Origin of the sequence: Aminobacterium sp. UBA4908 (genome assembly GCF_002398115.1) — a bacterium.
In the GTDB taxonomy this organism is placed as follows: domain Bacteria; phylum Synergistota; class Synergistia; order Synergistales; family Aminobacteriaceae; genus Aminobacterium; species Aminobacterium mobile.
The window spans coordinates 228340-244673 of record NZ_DHCG01000004.1; the positions used below are offsets into that span (position 1 = coordinate 228340).

A 16334-nucleotide genomic window follows, 5' to 3' on the forward strand; every position below is an offset into this window, starting at 1 on the left:
CTCTTTTCTCTGTTCTTTTATAGCCCGCCATTAGAAGAAGATGCTCCAGCATCGTTTTCTTTACTAGGGCTTGGCGAGATCTCTTCAATTTCTTCTGGTTTTATTATTTGTTTTAACAGGTTTTCCATAAGTTGTTTTTTTACTTGTTCTCCCGGGCTGAGCGAGCTATCTTTCCCCTCTCCAGTCGGAAAAGATAGCTTAATGGTTATATCGTCAATTTCATCGTCTCTTTTCTCCCGTGTGAAGGAGCTGTCTGTCGGTATAGGCGATTTTTGAACAGGCTGAGAGACTTTTAAATCGTACATTTTAAGATTGTCCCATGTCCCTTCAAGTGTAAAACTAGCCTCACGAAAATCTCGTACAGAGTAATACCCGCCTAAAAGTCCAGATAGGAACTTTTGAAGCAACAGGGGGTCTGTAATATTGTCTCCCACGCTTATGAGTCCCTTGATACCGCCAAGGAGGGCATTTAAAGCTTTCAAATTAATGTCTCCCATGCATTTTAGCGAAACGGTTTTATCTCCAAATCCAAGAGAGCCGCTTGCGTTTAAATAGCGATAAACAGGATCATTAGGAAAAGCGGAAATCCTGCTTCCTGGAAGGAGATAAAGGCTTCTTCCGTCGAGATTGAAATTAGCCATGATCGAACGATAACCAATTTTATCTGTGCCGCTTACTTTCTTAACAAGAGGGAATCCTTCTATGGCCCCTTCTTTTATATAGAGAGAGCCACTTCCGAAAACAAACTTTAACTGCCCCATTGTGCCAGAAGCATCAAGTTTGAGGGTCCCTTCCCCGGAGAGTTTCCCTTCTGGTGGTAGCCAGTCTATAGAGGCTTTTTCCAAGTCAAGCCCTTCTACTATAACATTTGCGTCCCACCTAAACTTTTGAGGATCGAAACTCCCAGAGATTGTACCTTCCCCTCCGTATGCTTGAACCTCCCCATCTGTAATTAAAAATTTCCCATCAGAACTTGTTTCAATAGGAAGCTGAATTCTGGAAAGAGTAAAGCCGTATAGTTTCATCTCTGAAGAAGAGATAAGCCCACTGCCACGAAGGCCTTTTTCGCTAACTTTCCCTTTCCATGAAGCGTTAAGGAAGCCAGAAAAGCGTCCTTTCCCATTTCCATTGGCAGCGAGAAGTTCAAGGGGAATGCCTTTTTCTCCTGTCGTTAAAGAAATTTCCCATCCGTCTTTAGCAAGGTCTCCTCCGCCTAGAATGGTTACAGGAACATTTTTATATATTCCATCGAGGGAAAAAACAAAAGCTCCGTCTTTTTGGGGTTGGGCTTTTAATGAGACGTCACTCAGAACAAGTCCGCCAATACGAATATGTTGAGATGTGCCTGTAGCCGAGATAGATGGCCGTTGTAGGGGGCCAGAAATAGAAATCTCACCAGCGATGTTCCCATCTACAGGTGATTGAGAAAGCCATTGTGACACTATTGCCTGGAGATTTGTGGGAGGGATGGTAATGTTCATATTTAACCCTTTCCCCACAGAAAATGTACCTGCCCCTTCCAATAATGACCCCGCTAGCATGGCCGTAACAGTTTCTATTTGTAACTCTGTTGGCGTCCCTTCTATTTTCGCTGTAACTTTATCGAAAAGAAGGCCAGAAAGCGTCATGTTCTCTCCTTCTATGATGGCTGTTAATAAAGGAGCCCTCGAGGTGCCAAGGATGTTGAAAGTTCCATTTACTTCCCCATCCATTTTTTGCCAGCCTGCCAAGGTAGGACCCATTTTGTTTACTTTCATGTGACGTATATCCCCTGTTATATTGAGAGCTATTCCAGGTTGAGCTATGTCAAAGGTACCGGAAAGCAGAAAAAGCCCTCCCCATATCCTTCCTCTGATTGCGTCTAGCGAAAATAGATTTTTTCTATACTTTCCCGACATTTCAAGGTCTTGAAGAGGAACCTTTTCAAAAATTTTATTGTTCTCCCCTTTTGCATTTATAGTAAAAATAGGATCTTTAAGAGAACCTGAAATTTGCCATGTTGCCGATAGAGATCCTGAAGCATGAAGAGGCTTTATATCTGGTAGAAGAGTCTCAAGAGCAGCAGTGGACAGGTTGTTCATGTTTCCTCTTATGTTGCAAATGGGTTCTTCTTTTGCGAAGAGGTGTTGTATCTCCCCCCCTCCTTTAATAGATGTTTTCTGAAAAAGAGCAGCGAAAGAGGGAATAGTAGTAATATTTCCCTTTTGTATGAAATCTAGGGCAAAACTTTCCAGGATATTACCTTTTATTCGAATCCGTTTAGATCGGATCTCTCCCTGAATTTCTGGTGAAGTAGAAAGACCTTGAAGAGAAACAGCAGCAGATACATCCCCTTCGAGGAGAAGAGCTTGAAATTCCGGCGTTATTTTTTGTATATTTTTGAGAGAAAGTTTCGGCACATCGAATGCGAGATCAAGGTTCGCCCCTTTTTCTTTAATAGTAATAGTGCCCTTCCCTTTTACTGGAGTAGCATGCCACAACCCCGAAGCATCTACAGTTATGAGGTGCTCTGGAGAGAAAAAAAGTTTCCCAGTCAGCTTTTCTAGAGGGAAGCCGGAAAGGACAGCAGACGTGCTAGTAAAGGTGGTGACTCCTTCTCTCTTCCCATTATGTATTGCCAACTCTACGCGGAGGGTATCGAGAGTTCCTTGTGCAAAACGAAGCCAGGGGAAAACGCCATACCATTCAGCTGTTTTTAACTCATGTCCCGTTACGTCTATCTGAACCATTTTTTGAGGAGAGATAACGATATTTCCCTGTACGTTGCTTCCAAAGAACAATCCATTTATGTCAAGAAAACTTAACGTCTTGCCATCCCATGCCCAACGAGTTGTTCCCTGCGAAACGTCGAATCCCCAAATGTGCCCCTTCTCCACGGAAAGCTGCCCTTCCGCAACAAGGGATGGCCAACGGCCGCGAAGAATAATGCTGGAAGAAACGGTCCCTTCTAAAGGACGATCAATAGTCTTCTTAGCCGGAGGGAAAGCGAGCATGAATTTTGAGAGATTCACATTCTCTATTTTGCCGGCAAGCCCTATTTCCGGGCATACATATCCAGAAAGTTGGATAGTCCCTTCAGCTATTTTAAAATTCATATATTTAACAGAAATTCTCTCCCCTACTTGCCCTTCCATATTGATCCAGAGAGGGGCGTTATTTATTTTCACCCGCCCGTCTACTGTAATGTGTTGGTTATTTACTGATATTTTGCCTCTCCCAATATCTACAATACCTAAAGAAGAGCTGGTAATTTTCCCTTGGGATACGATGATATCCATAACAATATCTTGAGGTAGGTTCCATCTCCTAGCTTCCTCTTTTTTAAAAGATAGAAAGTGGTCTATGGAAAGAGAGAATTTTTCTAGACGAAGTCTCTTTAATCTCGGGTGGTCTGTTGCAAGAGATAATAGAGAGGGCCGAATAGAAAGAGTGCTAACCTGTCCAACAATAGCCTGACCGTTAGATATAACAACATCATTTATTGTAAACCCTCCAAGGGGGTTCCCATGAATGTCTCCTATTTCTATAGAATAAGAAGTCGCTGTTTCCAAGATTTTTTCCAAAGCTGCTCGAAGCGATGCAGTCCCGAGATCAATTTTAACGAAGGGGAGGAAAAAGATACCTCCTATCGAACAAATGAGGACGAATAGTAAAACAAAATAAATGGATCTTTTCATTGCCCACCTCTTACCCTTTCTTAGTTCACATATATATAAAGTTCACGATACTCTCTCTTGAAGATTTTGTCATCGGGAAGACGTGTAAAGAATACTCGTTTGATAATTTTAATTATTCAGTTTAAAACTACACACATATAGAGCCTTTTTAAAGGGCGTGGATATGTGGATAAGTGGATAACCCAGTGGAGAAGTCGTGGATTTAGTCCCACTTACCCCGTGCATTATAAGGATTGTGGATAACTTGTCCAGATGTGGAAATCATTTATAAAGCCACTAGGCTCTTTCCCATTAGTAGACAAGAGTAAACAGCTGTAATGGGCTATTTAGAATAATTTCACCTCCGCTATTTCCTGAAATCACCTTCCCTACCCCCTCTATGTGAGTCCCTTTTTTTATACTATTTAAAGGAAAAAGATCTTTTTCGCTTTTATATATGATAAGTGAGAGGCGTCCATCACGGAAAATATAACGTAAAGGCGTTTCTTTTACATCTTGAATTGTTGCAGAAAAAGAGACAAAATGTCCTCTCAGGAAAGGAAGGAACTCCCATATCTGTTTCGCAGTGAAACGACGATGACGAGCTAGTCTCCAAAGGCCCGCTTCCCTCTCGCAAGCGTCTCGAAAAGCATTTTGAATTCGGGATACATACTTAACATTAGGAGGAATGGTAGAAGGCATTGCTACACCCTGGCGTACGAGCTCTTCATTGACTAAAAATGTTCCTTCTTTCGTAATGCACCAAATATAGGCAAGAAGACGTTGGTAACAATCCCGTTTTTCAACGTCAAACTCTAAGAGGATTTGTCCCATTTGGAGCAGTTGTGTATTCATCTGAAGGGCTTCCTCCCCTAGTTCCTCTTCTCCACGATGGGGGTGGTGGAGTTCTGGTGTATCTATGAGAAGATAGCGCACCCGTTTTTCTGTTCCGTCGGGGAGAGACACAGAAATAGTATCTCCGTCAATAACTTTCCTCACAGAGACAGGGCAAAAGAAAGACGTGCAGGAAGCTTGTGAAGAAATAACGAAGATGGAGATAAGAACAACAAAAAGAAGCCATAACACAAAAAAGCGTTGCGTTCTTTTTTTAACATTCATAAGATATGCACCCGCCACGTAATATGTCGACAGAGCCAAGGATTTCCACCTGCTGCAATAAAAGATGTAATGGAAGAGATTTCGTATTTATTTATAGAGGGCAGAATAAGGTGTGTTACCCCTGCTGTTTTGAAGAGATGGGGAAGCCATGGAAGGCCTGGGCCTCGAAGAAAAACTCCTTTCATTTGGGAGATATATGGTTGAATGAAAGTAAACCACCTGTTTCGAAGAGTGTCTGAAGAGAGCCAACACCACTTGCATAAAGGTAATTTTTGAGGGGTTTCATCTTCAGGGAAAATATCAGGAGCCTCTCTTTCGTCATCAAGGATCACCATAGACCATCCCCAATCTCGCAGGAAAGGAGTAAGTGTTCGATCGTATCCCATAACTGCAACGTTATCGCCGGCTGGAATTCCTGCTATGGTATCGAGAGGAAGAGAAGGTCCTTCTGGAGGCAAGAGTGCTGCAGCGGCAGCAGAGGCAGCTGCGAATTCTTGAGGGTAAGGGGATGCAAAAAGAGATACGAGATCATGAGCAGTAGAGGCAAGGAGCCTTTGGGTGTGTTCTTCTCTGGAGGATAGTGGGATTTTTTCTCCAGGGGGAACCATGCCGAGCCCCCATCTTCCATCTTCAAAACTAACAATACTTGCGTGCCATCCAAGAATTATTTCTCGAACAGGAGCATCTTTCTGTTCTTTGGCTAGAGAAATAAGTTTTTCAAAAAAGCGCATAAGCGTCCCTCCATCTGTTTGGAAAACTTCCCTTTAAGGGTTATGATAACAAAAATAATGAATGAATATTATTTGATATTAGAGGAGGTTGGCTGATTGCCAGTCCAATTAAATATTGAAGAGATTCTTTGTATGGTTCAACCTTTCCGGCCAGCTTTGGATCGCTATATTGCGGGTCTTGTTTCTTTTTCTGGTCGGGTGCGATTGACAGGACCGCAGGATCCTGAAACCCTATGGGACGAACATGTTCTTGACTGTCTTTTTTCTCTTCCTTTTCTCCCTGATCAAGGGAAGGTTATTGATGTGGGGACTGGTGGAGGGCTCCCTGGGATAGTATGGGCTATATGTAGGCCCGATATACACGTAACTCTTCTTGATAGTGTGCGGAAGAAGTGCAAAGCCCTTGAAGAGCTTGTACAACTTTTGAGGTTAACCAATGTGGATATTGTTTGTGCCAGGGCCGAAGAGTATGCAAGAGAACAGAGGGAACGTTATATGTTAGCTGGCGCTCGGGCAGTAACAGGAACAGGGGTCCTTTTGGAATATCTATCTCCTTTTGTAGCAAAAGGAGGGGGGGTGCTTGCTTTTAAGGGGCCTCTTTACAAGGAAGAGATAGCCCCTTTAGAGGGGAAGTTTTTGCGATTAGGGCTTTCTGCAACAGACATTTCTCCGTATAGCATTAACAAAAAAGAACACTATCTTCTTAAATGGGAAAAAGTATTACCGTGCCCTAAAGAGTTTCCACGGAGATCTGGAATGGCAGAAAAAAAATTTTGGTGGAGGTGACACTGTGCTATCTATAGCTATTACCAACCAGAAAGGTGGAGTTGGGAAAACTACCACGTGCATCAATCTTGCGGCAGAATTAGGAAGCCTTGGCTATTCTGTTCTGGCAGTGGATATGGATCCGCAGGGAAACTGCACAAGCGGATTAGGAGTGGAGCCAGACACTATAAAGACGAGCCTTTATGATGTTCTTTTAGGGGGAGTCTCTATTCATGAAGCATTATCCCCTACCCCTTGGGAAGGCGTAACTCTGTTGCCAGCAACTATCGATTTAGCAGGAGCTGAGGTAGAATTGGCCTCCATTATTAGTCGAGAGACGTGTTTACGCCGTCACATGTCTCTCCTAAAAGATTTTGATGTGGCTATTATCGACTGCCCACCTTCCCTTGGCATGCTTACTATTAACGCTCTTGTTGCGGCGAACAAGCTGATAGTTCCTATACAATGTGAGTATTATGCCTTGGAAGGCGTTGGTCAATTAGCCCGTACCATCGGGCTTATTCGAGATTGTCTGAATCCTGATTTGAATATAGATGGAGTGCTCCTTACAATGTATGATTCCCGTACTCGTTTAGCGAATGATGTGGTAGAGGAAGTGAAGAAACAGTTCGGGGAGGTAGTTTTTTCTACGGTTGTTCCTCGAAACATTAAGCTTTCTGAGGCTCCAAGTCATGCGATGCCCATTGCATACTACGAACCCAACTGTTCTGGAGCCCAAGCGTATTCTACCTTTTCCAGGGAGGTTGCAAAAAGATGGCTGGAAGCAAAGGCAGAGCACTAGGACGGGGGTTAGGAGCCCTCTTGCCAGGGGCTAAGAATGTATCGTCCATCCATAACGATGAGCGGGAAGTACAAACACTTCCTCTCTCTCTTCTTCAACCAAATGATAAACAGCCACGTAAAAGTATGGATGAAAAGAATTTGCAGGCGCTGGCGGAATCCATTCGAACCCATGGAGTGATCCAACCGTTAGTGGTTCGTAAAGTGGGGGAAATGTATAACATTGTAGCTGGAGAGCGACGCTGGAGAGCGGCTCAGATAGCAGGCCTTAACGAAGTCCCAGTATGTTTTTTTAATGGGACAGATCAGGAAGTACAGGAGATCTCTCTTATTGAAAATATCCAGCGGGAAGACCTTTCACCCTTAGAAATAGCTAGAGCTATTCGAGAACTTATTGACATATTTTCTCTTACTCAAGAAGAAGTTGCTGAACGAATAGGATGGAGTCGCACCCTTCTAACAAATAAATTGCGTTTATTGCAATTACCTTCTTCTATTCAAAAAATGCTTGAAGAAGAAGATATTACAGAGGGCCATGCTCGAACATTGCTTGGCCTTCAATCTGAGGGACATATGCTGGTACTTGCACGGCGAGTACAGAAAGAGCATCTTTCTGTTCGGCAATTGGAATTGCTTGTGAAGCGATTTAAGGAGGGCTCTTGGGAGGAATCTAAGGAAAAGACTTCTTGTAAACAGAAATGTCCAGCTGTGTTCGAACACCTTGCAAAACAATATGGTCTTCAGGCACGGATTTCGGGAGATGGGGACGCATTACGTCTTTCTATTCGTGGTTTATCCATGGAACAGATAGAAAAATTGGGTTCTCTTCTTCAAGAATCAGCTGTCCAATTATTTCCCGGGAAATAGGGGAGGCGTTTTATATTGAAGGGACTAGAGGACCTTTTATTATTTGGAAAGGTTATTTCAACAGCCCTTCTTATAGCAGGTTATATATTCTTGGGCTATTGGATCGGGCGGTGGCTTTTTTCTAGAGGATACCCCGATACGGTTATTATAGGGTGTACATTATTAGGTGCCATTATTGGTTTATGGCAAGGATGGCTTTATTTAAAACAGATATGGCGTAAAAATAAAAGAAAGAGATAATTATTAATGTTTCACGTGAAACATATAGCGGAGGTGTGGCATCGTGGAAAGTATTTTTGCCCCATGGCGTATGGCTTATATCTCAAGTTCGACAGAAGAAAAAGAAGAGCATTGTATCTTTTGTGACTTTCCCAAAGAAGACCGAGATGAGGACCGTTTAATTTTGTTTAGGGGAGAAAGATGTTTTGTAATGTGTAATGCATTCCCTTACAATCCTGGACATTTAATGGTTGCTCCGTATCGACATACAGCGTTATATGAAAATCTTCTTGATGAAGAATTGTTGGAGATGCATCGCTTGGCTGGTCATTGTTTAAAAGTTTTAAAAAAAGTTATGGCACCACAAGGATTTAATCTCGGAGTAAATTTAGGCCGAGTTGGAGGGGCTGGTTTTGACGGCCATTTGCATTTGCATATAGTTCCTCGATGGAATGGAGATACTAACTTTATGCCAGTTTTAGCTGAGACTAGAGTGATCCCAGAAAGTCTTGAACAGACATATTGCAAAATAAAAGATGCATGGAGCCTTGAATGATTTCTGATTTTTTTTATGAACCTTTAAACAATGTAACGTACGAACTAAAAATAAAACGTTCTCTTTTCATTGCCCACGTAAGTGTTTCCAGAAGTGAGGAGATAGCCCGCCAGTTTATTTCAGATGTATCTCAAAAACATAAACAAGCAACCCATAACTGTTGGGCCTATAGGGTAGGAATTGATCCTATTATAGAATATTGTTCAGATGCAGGAGAGCCTTCAGGTACAGCTGGGAAACCTATATTAGGAGCAATTCAACGAGCGAACTTAACTTTTACGACTGTTGTCATAACGCGCTATTTTGGAGGTATTAAATTAGGCGTTCGAGGCCTTATTGAGGCGTATGGGAATGCAACAACCCAAGCACTTGAAAAAGCAGGGAAAAAAGAGGGTCGAATGGGCAAAAGAGGATATGTAGAATTTCCTTACTCTCTTTATAAAACAATAGTCTATCAGTTAAAAAATCGCGATGTTTCAGAAGAAAGTATGCTTCCTGCCTATGCTGAAACGATTACTCTATCTTTTTTTGTCCCCCTTTCTTCTGTTCCTTCTGTAGAATCTTATTTATCAGAAGAAGAGGCTTCCGGTATGATAAAAAAATGGGGATGGGAAGAAACGTCCAAAGATCAGTAATAGTCAATACCTATATACTCTTTAATATTAAGGAGAAGGGGCTTTACACCTCCCTATGTTAACCTATATAATAGTCTGGTTAACATAGGGAGGTGCTTTTTTGTGAGATTTTCTGTTCGTAGCATGGCGATTGTTTCTCTCTTTTCTGTTTTAACGGCAGTGAGTGCGCAAATACGCATTCCTTTTCCAATTGTACCTATGACATTGCATGTTTTTGTGGTTTTGTTAGCAGGAATGCTTTTGGGGCCTAAAAATGGCGCTTTATCTCAACTTCTCTATTTTTTGCTTGGTGTTCTTGGCCTCCCGTTTTTTGCTGGCGGAGGAGGCGTGCAAATTTTTTTGTCTCCTACGATTGGTTACTTAGTGGGCTTTGTTATTGCTTCGTGGGTAGCTGGAAGCATTGTTTGGAAAATAGATATTCCTAAGGAGAATATTTTTCTATATGGGATAGCTGCTTTTGTTGGTCTCTTTGTAATTTACTGTATGGGAATGGTTGGCCTATATGTAAATCTTAATTTAATAGCAGGAAAAGCTGTGAGTTGGTTCGGTGTATTTAAGATAGGAGTTATGCCTTTTCTTCTTTCTGATATTATAAAAGGAATAGGAGCTACATTTTTTGCGTGGAGAATTGTTCCTCTTCTTCAAAAATCTGGATTTATAACAATATAACTTAAAAAGTCAAGGAAAAGGGAGGCCCTTAAAAAATTTTTAGGGGGCCTCCCTTTTTATAATGTCCGCACTTGACTGGCAAAATAAGGGGGAATAGGGTTTGATTTTATTTGACCAATCATGGATTTAAAATCGTAACACTATCGATATAATGTTTCACGTGAAACTTTCGATACGCGCCTTTTTCATTCATATAGCGAATTTTCCCAAAGATAGGCCTTTCGGGCCAAGGTCTATCATGAACGCCGCCTATAGACCATGCTATGCCTGTATATCCATTGGGGTCTCGTCCATCTATTTCGTAATGGTCGTTTAAGTAGATTGCTCTTTTCAAGGCTTCTTCTGGAGAGGGGGACCATTCAAGGATTTTTTTCGCCCAATACATTCGAAGCCAACTGTGAAGTTTCCCATGAATGCACATGTCTTTCTGAGCCGCATTCCAGAGAGGATCATGTGTTTCTCCCTGTTCAAGTAATTCTAAGGAGTAAAAATATGGGCGAGGATCGAAACGGTGTTTGTTCAATGTGTTTTTTGCCCAATCAGGGAATGCATCGAATGTGTCATAGTTATCTGTATAAAAACAAAAATTATCGGCTAATTCTCTTCGAACAATAAGTTCTTCCAAAAAGTCTTCTCGTGATTGAGTGTCTATTTCTTCCTCCCCCTTATAAGATATGACTTCATAAGCTACTCGTTGAGGAGAAATATGCCCAAAATGCAGATAGGGGGAGAGGCCGGATAAGCAATCTACAGTGGGGTTATTTTTTTGTGTACTATATTGAGATATTTTTGTCTGTAGAAAAAATTCAAGTTTCTTCATCCCGTACGTTGTCCCAGGAGTCCATTGTAGGGATGGAATATTATTAAAATGAGGAAATACTTTTTCAACTACAGCCTGAAAGGGGTCTGTCTCTATAGTTTGTGAGTAAGGATGAAACAAAAGAGGAGGAATGTTTGTAAGAAAAGAGGGAAGTAACTTATTAATTTTAGATCGGAATGCCCTGGCAGTATATTCCCTTTTAGGGGAGGCTGTCCAACAAGGAATAATATTATGAGCATCCACTTCATAGAAAGGGATATGGATTTGTTCCGTTATTTGATAAATCCATTCTTTCTTAATGCGAAGGGGGTTAAAGTCTGTAAATAGCGCAGCGGCTTTAATGTCTTCTAATGTCTGTGGTAGGGAAAGAGGAGCTGCACCTGATAGTATGCATAAGGGGATGTTATAAGAAGCAAGTTCGTCTCTAACACGTTCAAGCCCGTGAATCATGAATGAATACATTGTTTTGTTTGCATGAAGATAGGATGGGGTTAAGCAGAATAGTACATGCAGAGGCTTCCTTTGTTCGAGGGCGTATTTTTGGGCAGCGAGCAAGGCCCAGTTGTCTCGAGCTCGTTGGTCTCTATTCATCCAATATACTACTGGACCTTCCCCAAGCTCTCCTTCTCTTATAATACGCATTCTTTTTTCCACGCCGATTCAGTCCTCTCTTTCCTAAAAGTCGTCCCCATTTATTTCCTGGGAAATAATAGTCATTTATCTTTTGAAAATATGTATAATGAAAAATATATCATTATTGCTTCTAGCCAGTATAAAGGGTAGGGTAAACGGATTTTTATAAGGGTGGGATTATAGATGTGGATTTCTTACATGGCTTTATTAGGCCGTATCATATTGCTTGGTTTTGAACGAATTGTAGTAAAGATGTTAGGAAACGATGCTAATCCTTCGGCAGCTTTGATGCTTTTTGTTGGATTGGCCACTCTTTTTCTTTCCCCTTTCGTTTGTTTTATTCTCATGTCAGAAAGTGTGGATTGGAGTTTTTTGAAATATGTAGCAGGAAGCAGCGTTATTTATTCCTTTGCTTTTCTCCTCTATATTAAGGCTTTAGCAGAAGGAGAAGTATCTCTTGTTTCTCCTCTCTATAATTTCAACATACTTTTTCTTCTTCTTCTTTCAGTTGTTTTTCTATCAGAATCATTATCTGTCATGAAGGGGGTAGGATTGTTTTTTTTGCTTTATGGGGCAACCTTCCTCAATCGTCAAAAGAACATCTATCAATCATTAAAAGCCTTGTTTGTCGATAGACCTTGCCAGATGATGATGGTGTCCTCTCTCCTTTTGGCTATTGGACGGGTAATTGATAAAGGAAATGTATCAACAACATCTCCTGTTCTTTATTCTTTTTTCCTTTATTTCTTTGTGACTTTATATCTCGGAGTTTGGCTGGTTATTACAGGGGCATTTAAAGAAGTGTTCTCGTTGTTTCATTGTCGTCCGTGGGTTTCTTTAGCCAGTGGATTTATAAATGCTTACGCTTATCTTTGTTTGCTTATTGCTTTCCAAAGCGTAGAAGTGAGCATTGCTGAACCTTTATCTATGTTGAGCATGGTGGTTACGTTATTGTTGTCAGTGATTGTTTTCAAGGAAAAGATACGCCAACGCATTACAGGTGTTTTACTCATGTTCGTCGGGGCGTGGTTTCTTTTTTCTTTTTGAGAAAAAATAGAGGAGAAACTCTTTTCTTTCCCTTACATGTTAGTAAATAAAACCCAATCAAATTTACTCGACTGGGTTTTATTTACCTTCTTACAGTGTTTTATCCCTTAATCTAACCATTTCTCTATATTTGTGAGATAGAGGGTGTGGAGACGTCGGGTTATTTCCCCAGGCTTACCATTCCCAATAACTTGATCTCCCACGCGTACAACAGGTACAACCTCTTTTACAGTTCCAGTAATAAAAGCTTCGTCAGCTTCTGAAAGTTCCGTGAGGAGAGGACACCTTTCCTCCACTTCTATTTGTTCTTTCCGGGCTATTTCTAAAATAATTTTTCGAGTTGTTCCTGAAAGAACGCGAGTCGTAGGGGCCGTAATAATTCGGTTATTTTTTACAAGAAAAAAGGTGCTGTGAGCCCCCTCTACTATTTCTCCTTCTGGACAATAAAGTATTTCGAAGGTCCCTTTAGCTGCTTTTTGCCCTGTAAAGGAGAGCATGTAATTAATACTCTTAGCGCTGGGAAGATATCGTTCAGCGTTAATGGGGTGAAGAGTGACTCCTTTTTCATATATTTCCTGGTTTGGTTTTTCAACAGTCTCAAAAAGTACAAAGAAACGAGGAGAATTGAAAAGCTGATTCTCTCCGAAAGAGTCGCCTCCAGTTATATATGGACGAATAAGGACTTCTGAGTCCATTTTTGCGATACCTTCTCTTATTATCTCTGCAATATGGTCTAGAGAGAGAGGCATAACCATTGACGAAGAAATAGCGGAACCTTCAAGGCGCTCAAGATGAGATCGAAGCATTAAAGGGCGCCGAGAGTGAGTACAAATTGTTTCAAAAACGCCTACACCTCGTTGAATAATAAGGTCTGTAACAGGGAGGGTCGCTTCCTCTAAAGGGAGATATTTTCCATTCATATAACATAGGTTCATAGCATTGTTCACCTCTTCATATTTTCGCTAGCTGCGATGGCTAGTATAACGTGAAAGGAAATATGATGCATCAGTTTTTCTTCTAACAGATAAGAATGGTATGATATTAAAATAAAGATCTAAAGGGGGCTGCTTTGTCCTGTTCTTCTGGCGCTTTTGCAATGATTTCATGTTTATAAAAATAGTGCAAAAATGGCCAAGACACTGTGAAAGATGCTTTCTTATAGTGTCATTGTTTTTGTTGTTCCTTTTCCCCTTGCCCATCTATGGAAAAACTTCAATCTCTCATGTTCCAACGCTACTCGTTTTGCATTCTTACCATGAAGGCTATCCTTGGTCTGATGGTTTAACCGATGGAATTATGAAAACTTTTTCTCAATGGAATAGTACAACAAGAATTTTTGTAGAATATCTTGATGCAAAACGCTCCGTTCCGGGCAAATATATAGCACACTTTGAAAATACTCTTCGGCTTAAGTATCAGAATATTCCTCTCGATGCCATCTTATGCTGTGATGATGAAGCTTTTTCTTTCCTCGCTCACTCTGGCAAAAGACTTTTCGGGGAAATACCTTTTATTTTCTGTGGGGTGAATAGCCGTAATTTTTCTCCCGATGAAATAGGGGCAAACACGACTGGAATTATAGAGCGAGTTGACATAGAAGGAACGCTGCGTTTGGCTTTAAGATTCTATCCTTATACGAGACACATTGCTGTTATTAGCGACTTGTCTCCCACTGCTATGAGTATTATCTCTCTTTTTCGTCAGAGTATAATTCCCTTCTCAGTTGAACTGGAAGAAATTGATCTTTTAGGGTTTTCGCACAAGGAATTAGAGAAAGCCCTAAAATCTCTTCCATCTCAGACCATCGTTCTTCTATTGCAATTTTCCAGCAATGGAGAGGAAGAATATATGTCTCCTACAGAGGTTATATCCTTTATTCAGCAAGCTACCGATTCTCCTATATTTAGCTTTTGGGATATTATGATAGAGGCAGGTGCCTTGGCTGGCAGTGTCTTACAGGCTAAAGAGCATGGCCGTGGAGCAGCTGCTTTGGCTATACAAGCATTGGAAGGCACGCCTCCTTCTGATATACCGATTCGTGAGGATTCTCCAATTTTTATGGTTAACTACCCTTCGCTGGAGTCGCGTTCCCTTTCTTTACGAGATGTTCCATACCTCGCTGTTTTTGTGAACGAACCTCAAAGTTTTTTATACAAGTATCGCAGAGTTATTGCTATAAGTGCAGCCATTACGACAATCCTTTTTATCCTCGCCCTCGCCCTTTTTTGGAATGATAGGCAGCTTAAAATAGAAATGGAGGCTCTTCGTTCTGAAACGGAACTTCTTGAGAAGCTTTTTGAAAACGCTCCTCATGGCACAATCCTTACAGATTGTAAAGGAAGGATTGTGAGGGCTAACAGGGTTTTTCTCAGAATGTTTGGATATAAACTAAAGGAAGTTTTAGGGCAAGATGCCGATCTTTTGCTTACCGATAGTCCTGATCTTTTAAAAAATGCCAGGGAGCTTTCAGCAGTAACAGTCAGAGGTGGCGTTATAAGTGAAAAAGAGACGTATAGAGTGAGAAAAAATGGGGTTCCTCTGCCAGTTCTTATTTCTACATACCCTTTGGTAGTAGATGGACTCTATCGAGGGTGTTACGGCATCTATTCAGATAATACCGCATCAAAAAAAAGAGAAGAAGCCGTTCGAGAACACTTACGAATGAAGGAAATAGTGGCATCTACATCAGCTCATCTTGTGAGTGAAGATCCTTTTGAGCAAACGGTTCTTGCCGTTCTTCATGAAGTTTGGCAGATTACAAAAACTCGCTATATGGCGTTTTTTTTCTTCGATACATCTGTTTTTGACAGAGGAATAGCCTATGTGCGGCATAGGGATGCAAAAGAGGGGGGTGGAGAATCTTTTCCATTGACTTTCGATGAAGTAGAGCCTTTAAAACGAGTCCTTTCGTCTCAGACCATGCTTTGTTTTGGTGAAGAGTATCCATTTTATTGGTCTTCTTTTGACAAAAATAGAATTTTTAAACCCTATCCTAAGGAATCGGTGTATATGCTCCCCATTCTTTGTGAAGATGAAGTTGCAGGATGTTTGACGTGTGCATCCTGTTGGGAGGGAGAGGCAAAAAATTCTGTAAAAAACCTTCTTGAAATCGTCGCTTTATTGCTTGGAGCTGCTTTATCGCGTAGGAAGACAAATCAATTATTTCGCGATAATATTTTATTGTTAGAAAAGACATTTCAGGAAACTTTTCATCTAATGGGACGATTACTGGAAATTAAAGATCCTTACACCGTAGGACATCAACAGAATGTAGCTATTTTAGCTCGGTTTATAGGGAGAGCCCTGCATTTATCTTCTTTCCAAGTTGACACTATTTATTATGCGGCTCTTGTGCACGATATAGGAAAAATCCCCATACCATCATCTATTCTCAGTAAACCCGGTAGCCTCAATGCGGCTGAATTTGCCATTATAAAAGAACATGCTCACTATGGAGCCGATATTCTTTCTTCTATTTGTTTTCCATGGCCGATTGCCGATATTGTGCGACAACATCATGAGCGTTTTGATGGATCAGGGTATCCTTGTGGATTAAAAGGGGATGAAATACGCCTTGAAGCCAGAATTATTTCAGTGGCGGATGTAGTGGAAGCAATGTCTTCTTTCCGTCCATACCGCCCCGCGTTGGGGGTAGATGCAGCTTTGCGAGAGATTCAAGAGCACCGTGGAGATTGGTTCGATCCTCAGGTTGTAGATACATGCATAGATGTTTTTGCGCGACATGGAAATACTATATGGGACAACGTATTACGTTCTTCTATTCATGTATAATGTGGTTCGACGAAAAGAAGGCGC

At 41.2% G+C, this 16334-nt stretch carries 14 protein-coding genes; 9 read left to right on the forward strand and 5 right to left on the reverse strand.

Features of this window, described 5'->3' with window-relative positions:
- Window positions 1–17: 17 nt before the first annotated feature.
- The 3 genes from B4J50_RS05685 to B4J50_RS05695 form a co-directional block, all read right to left on the reverse strand.
- Window positions 18–3677: a hypothetical protein gene (locus B4J50_RS05685; RefSeq protein WP_024821345.1), complete on the reverse strand. Its 3660-nt coding sequence runs from the start codon at window positions 3675–3677 to the stop codon at window positions 18–20.
- A 291-nt stretch (window positions 3678–3968) separates the two neighbouring features.
- Window positions 3969–4775 (reverse strand): thermonuclease family protein, encoded by an 807-nt coding sequence (locus B4J50_RS05690; protein ID WP_024821346.1) that lies wholly within the window; start codon window positions 4773–4775, stop codon window positions 3969–3971.
- A complete protein-coding gene (locus B4J50_RS05695; RefSeq protein ID WP_286846975.1) occupies window positions 4772–5506 on the reverse strand; it encodes a Rossmann-like domain-containing protein in 735 nt (244 codons plus the stop codon). The genes B4J50_RS05690 and B4J50_RS05695 overlap by 4 nt, the downstream gene beginning before the upstream one ends.
- A 96-nt stretch (window positions 5507–5602) precedes the next feature.
- On the opposite strand from B4J50_RS05695, the gene rsmG reads away from it, so the two are divergent.
- The 7 genes from rsmG (at window position 5603) to B4J50_RS05730 (ending at window position 10018) form a co-directional block, all read left to right on the forward strand.
- Window positions 5603–6292, forward strand: a complete 690-nt coding sequence (gene rsmG / locus B4J50_RS05700; protein WP_024821348.1) for a 16S rRNA (guanine(527)-N(7))-methyltransferase RsmG — start codon at window positions 5603–5605, stop codon at window positions 6290–6292.
- A 4-nt stretch (window positions 6293–6296) separates the two neighbouring features.
- Complete coding sequence (locus B4J50_RS05705; protein WP_024821349.1) at window positions 6297–7073, forward strand: ParA family protein; 777 nt, start codon at window positions 6297–6299, stop codon at window positions 7071–7073.
- Window positions 7046–7939, forward strand: a complete 894-nt coding sequence (locus B4J50_RS05710; protein WP_286846978.1) for a ParB/RepB/Spo0J family partition protein — start codon at window positions 7046–7048, stop codon at window positions 7937–7939. The genes B4J50_RS05705 and B4J50_RS05710 overlap by 28 nt, the downstream gene beginning before the upstream one ends.
- Window positions 7940–7954: 15 nt before the next feature.
- On the forward strand, window positions 7955–8179 hold the full coding sequence (locus B4J50_RS05715) for a hypothetical protein (RefSeq protein ID WP_024821351.1): 225 nt from the start codon (window positions 7955–7957) through the stop codon (window positions 8177–8179).
- A 43-nt stretch (window positions 8180–8222) separates the two neighbouring features.
- Window positions 8223–8714: an HIT family protein gene (locus B4J50_RS05720; RefSeq protein ID WP_024821352.1), complete on the forward strand. Its 492-nt coding sequence runs from the start codon at window positions 8223–8225 to the stop codon at window positions 8712–8714.
- The gene (locus tag B4J50_RS05725; protein WP_024821353.1) at window positions 8711–9349 is read left to right on the forward strand and encodes an IMPACT family protein; all 639 of its coding nucleotides are present in this window, start codon (window positions 8711–8713) and stop codon (window positions 9347–9349) included. The genes B4J50_RS05720 and B4J50_RS05725 overlap by 4 nt, the downstream gene beginning before the upstream one ends.
- Window positions 9350–9451: 102 nt before the next feature.
- Complete coding sequence (locus tag B4J50_RS05730; protein WP_286846982.1) at window positions 9452–10018, forward strand: biotin transporter BioY; 567 nt, start codon at window positions 9452–9454, stop codon at window positions 10016–10018.
- A 118-nt stretch (window positions 10019–10136) separates the two neighbouring features.
- Here B4J50_RS05730 and phrB read toward each other — a convergent pair whose 3' ends face one another.
- Entirely contained in the window at window positions 10137–11480 is a 1344-nt protein-coding gene (gene phrB / locus B4J50_RS05735) for a deoxyribodipyrimidine photo-lyase (protein WP_286846984.1), read from the reverse strand.
- Window positions 11481–11654: 174 nt separating this feature from the next.
- Here phrB and B4J50_RS05740 point away from each other — a divergent pair, with 174 nt between their 5' ends.
- Window positions 11655–12518, forward strand: a complete 864-nt coding sequence (locus tag B4J50_RS05740; RefSeq protein ID WP_286846987.1) for an EamA family transporter — start codon at window positions 11655–11657, stop codon at window positions 12516–12518.
- 107 nt (window positions 12519–12625) lie between these two features.
- On the opposite strand, the gene B4J50_RS05745 is transcribed toward B4J50_RS05740, so the two are convergent.
- The gene (locus tag B4J50_RS05745) at window positions 12626–13438 is read right to left on the reverse strand and encodes an aminotransferase class IV (protein ID WP_286846988.1); all 813 of its coding nucleotides are present in this window, start codon (window positions 13436–13438) and stop codon (window positions 12626–12628) included.
- A 322-nt stretch (window positions 13439–13760) separates the two neighbouring features.
- Here B4J50_RS05745 and B4J50_RS05750 point away from each other — a divergent pair, with 322 nt between their 5' ends.
- Window positions 13761–16310: an ABC transporter substrate binding protein gene (locus tag B4J50_RS05750; RefSeq protein ID WP_286846991.1), complete on the forward strand. Its 2550-nt coding sequence runs from the start codon at window positions 13761–13763 to the stop codon at window positions 16308–16310.
- The last annotated feature ends 24 nt before the right edge of the window (window positions 16311–16334 follow it).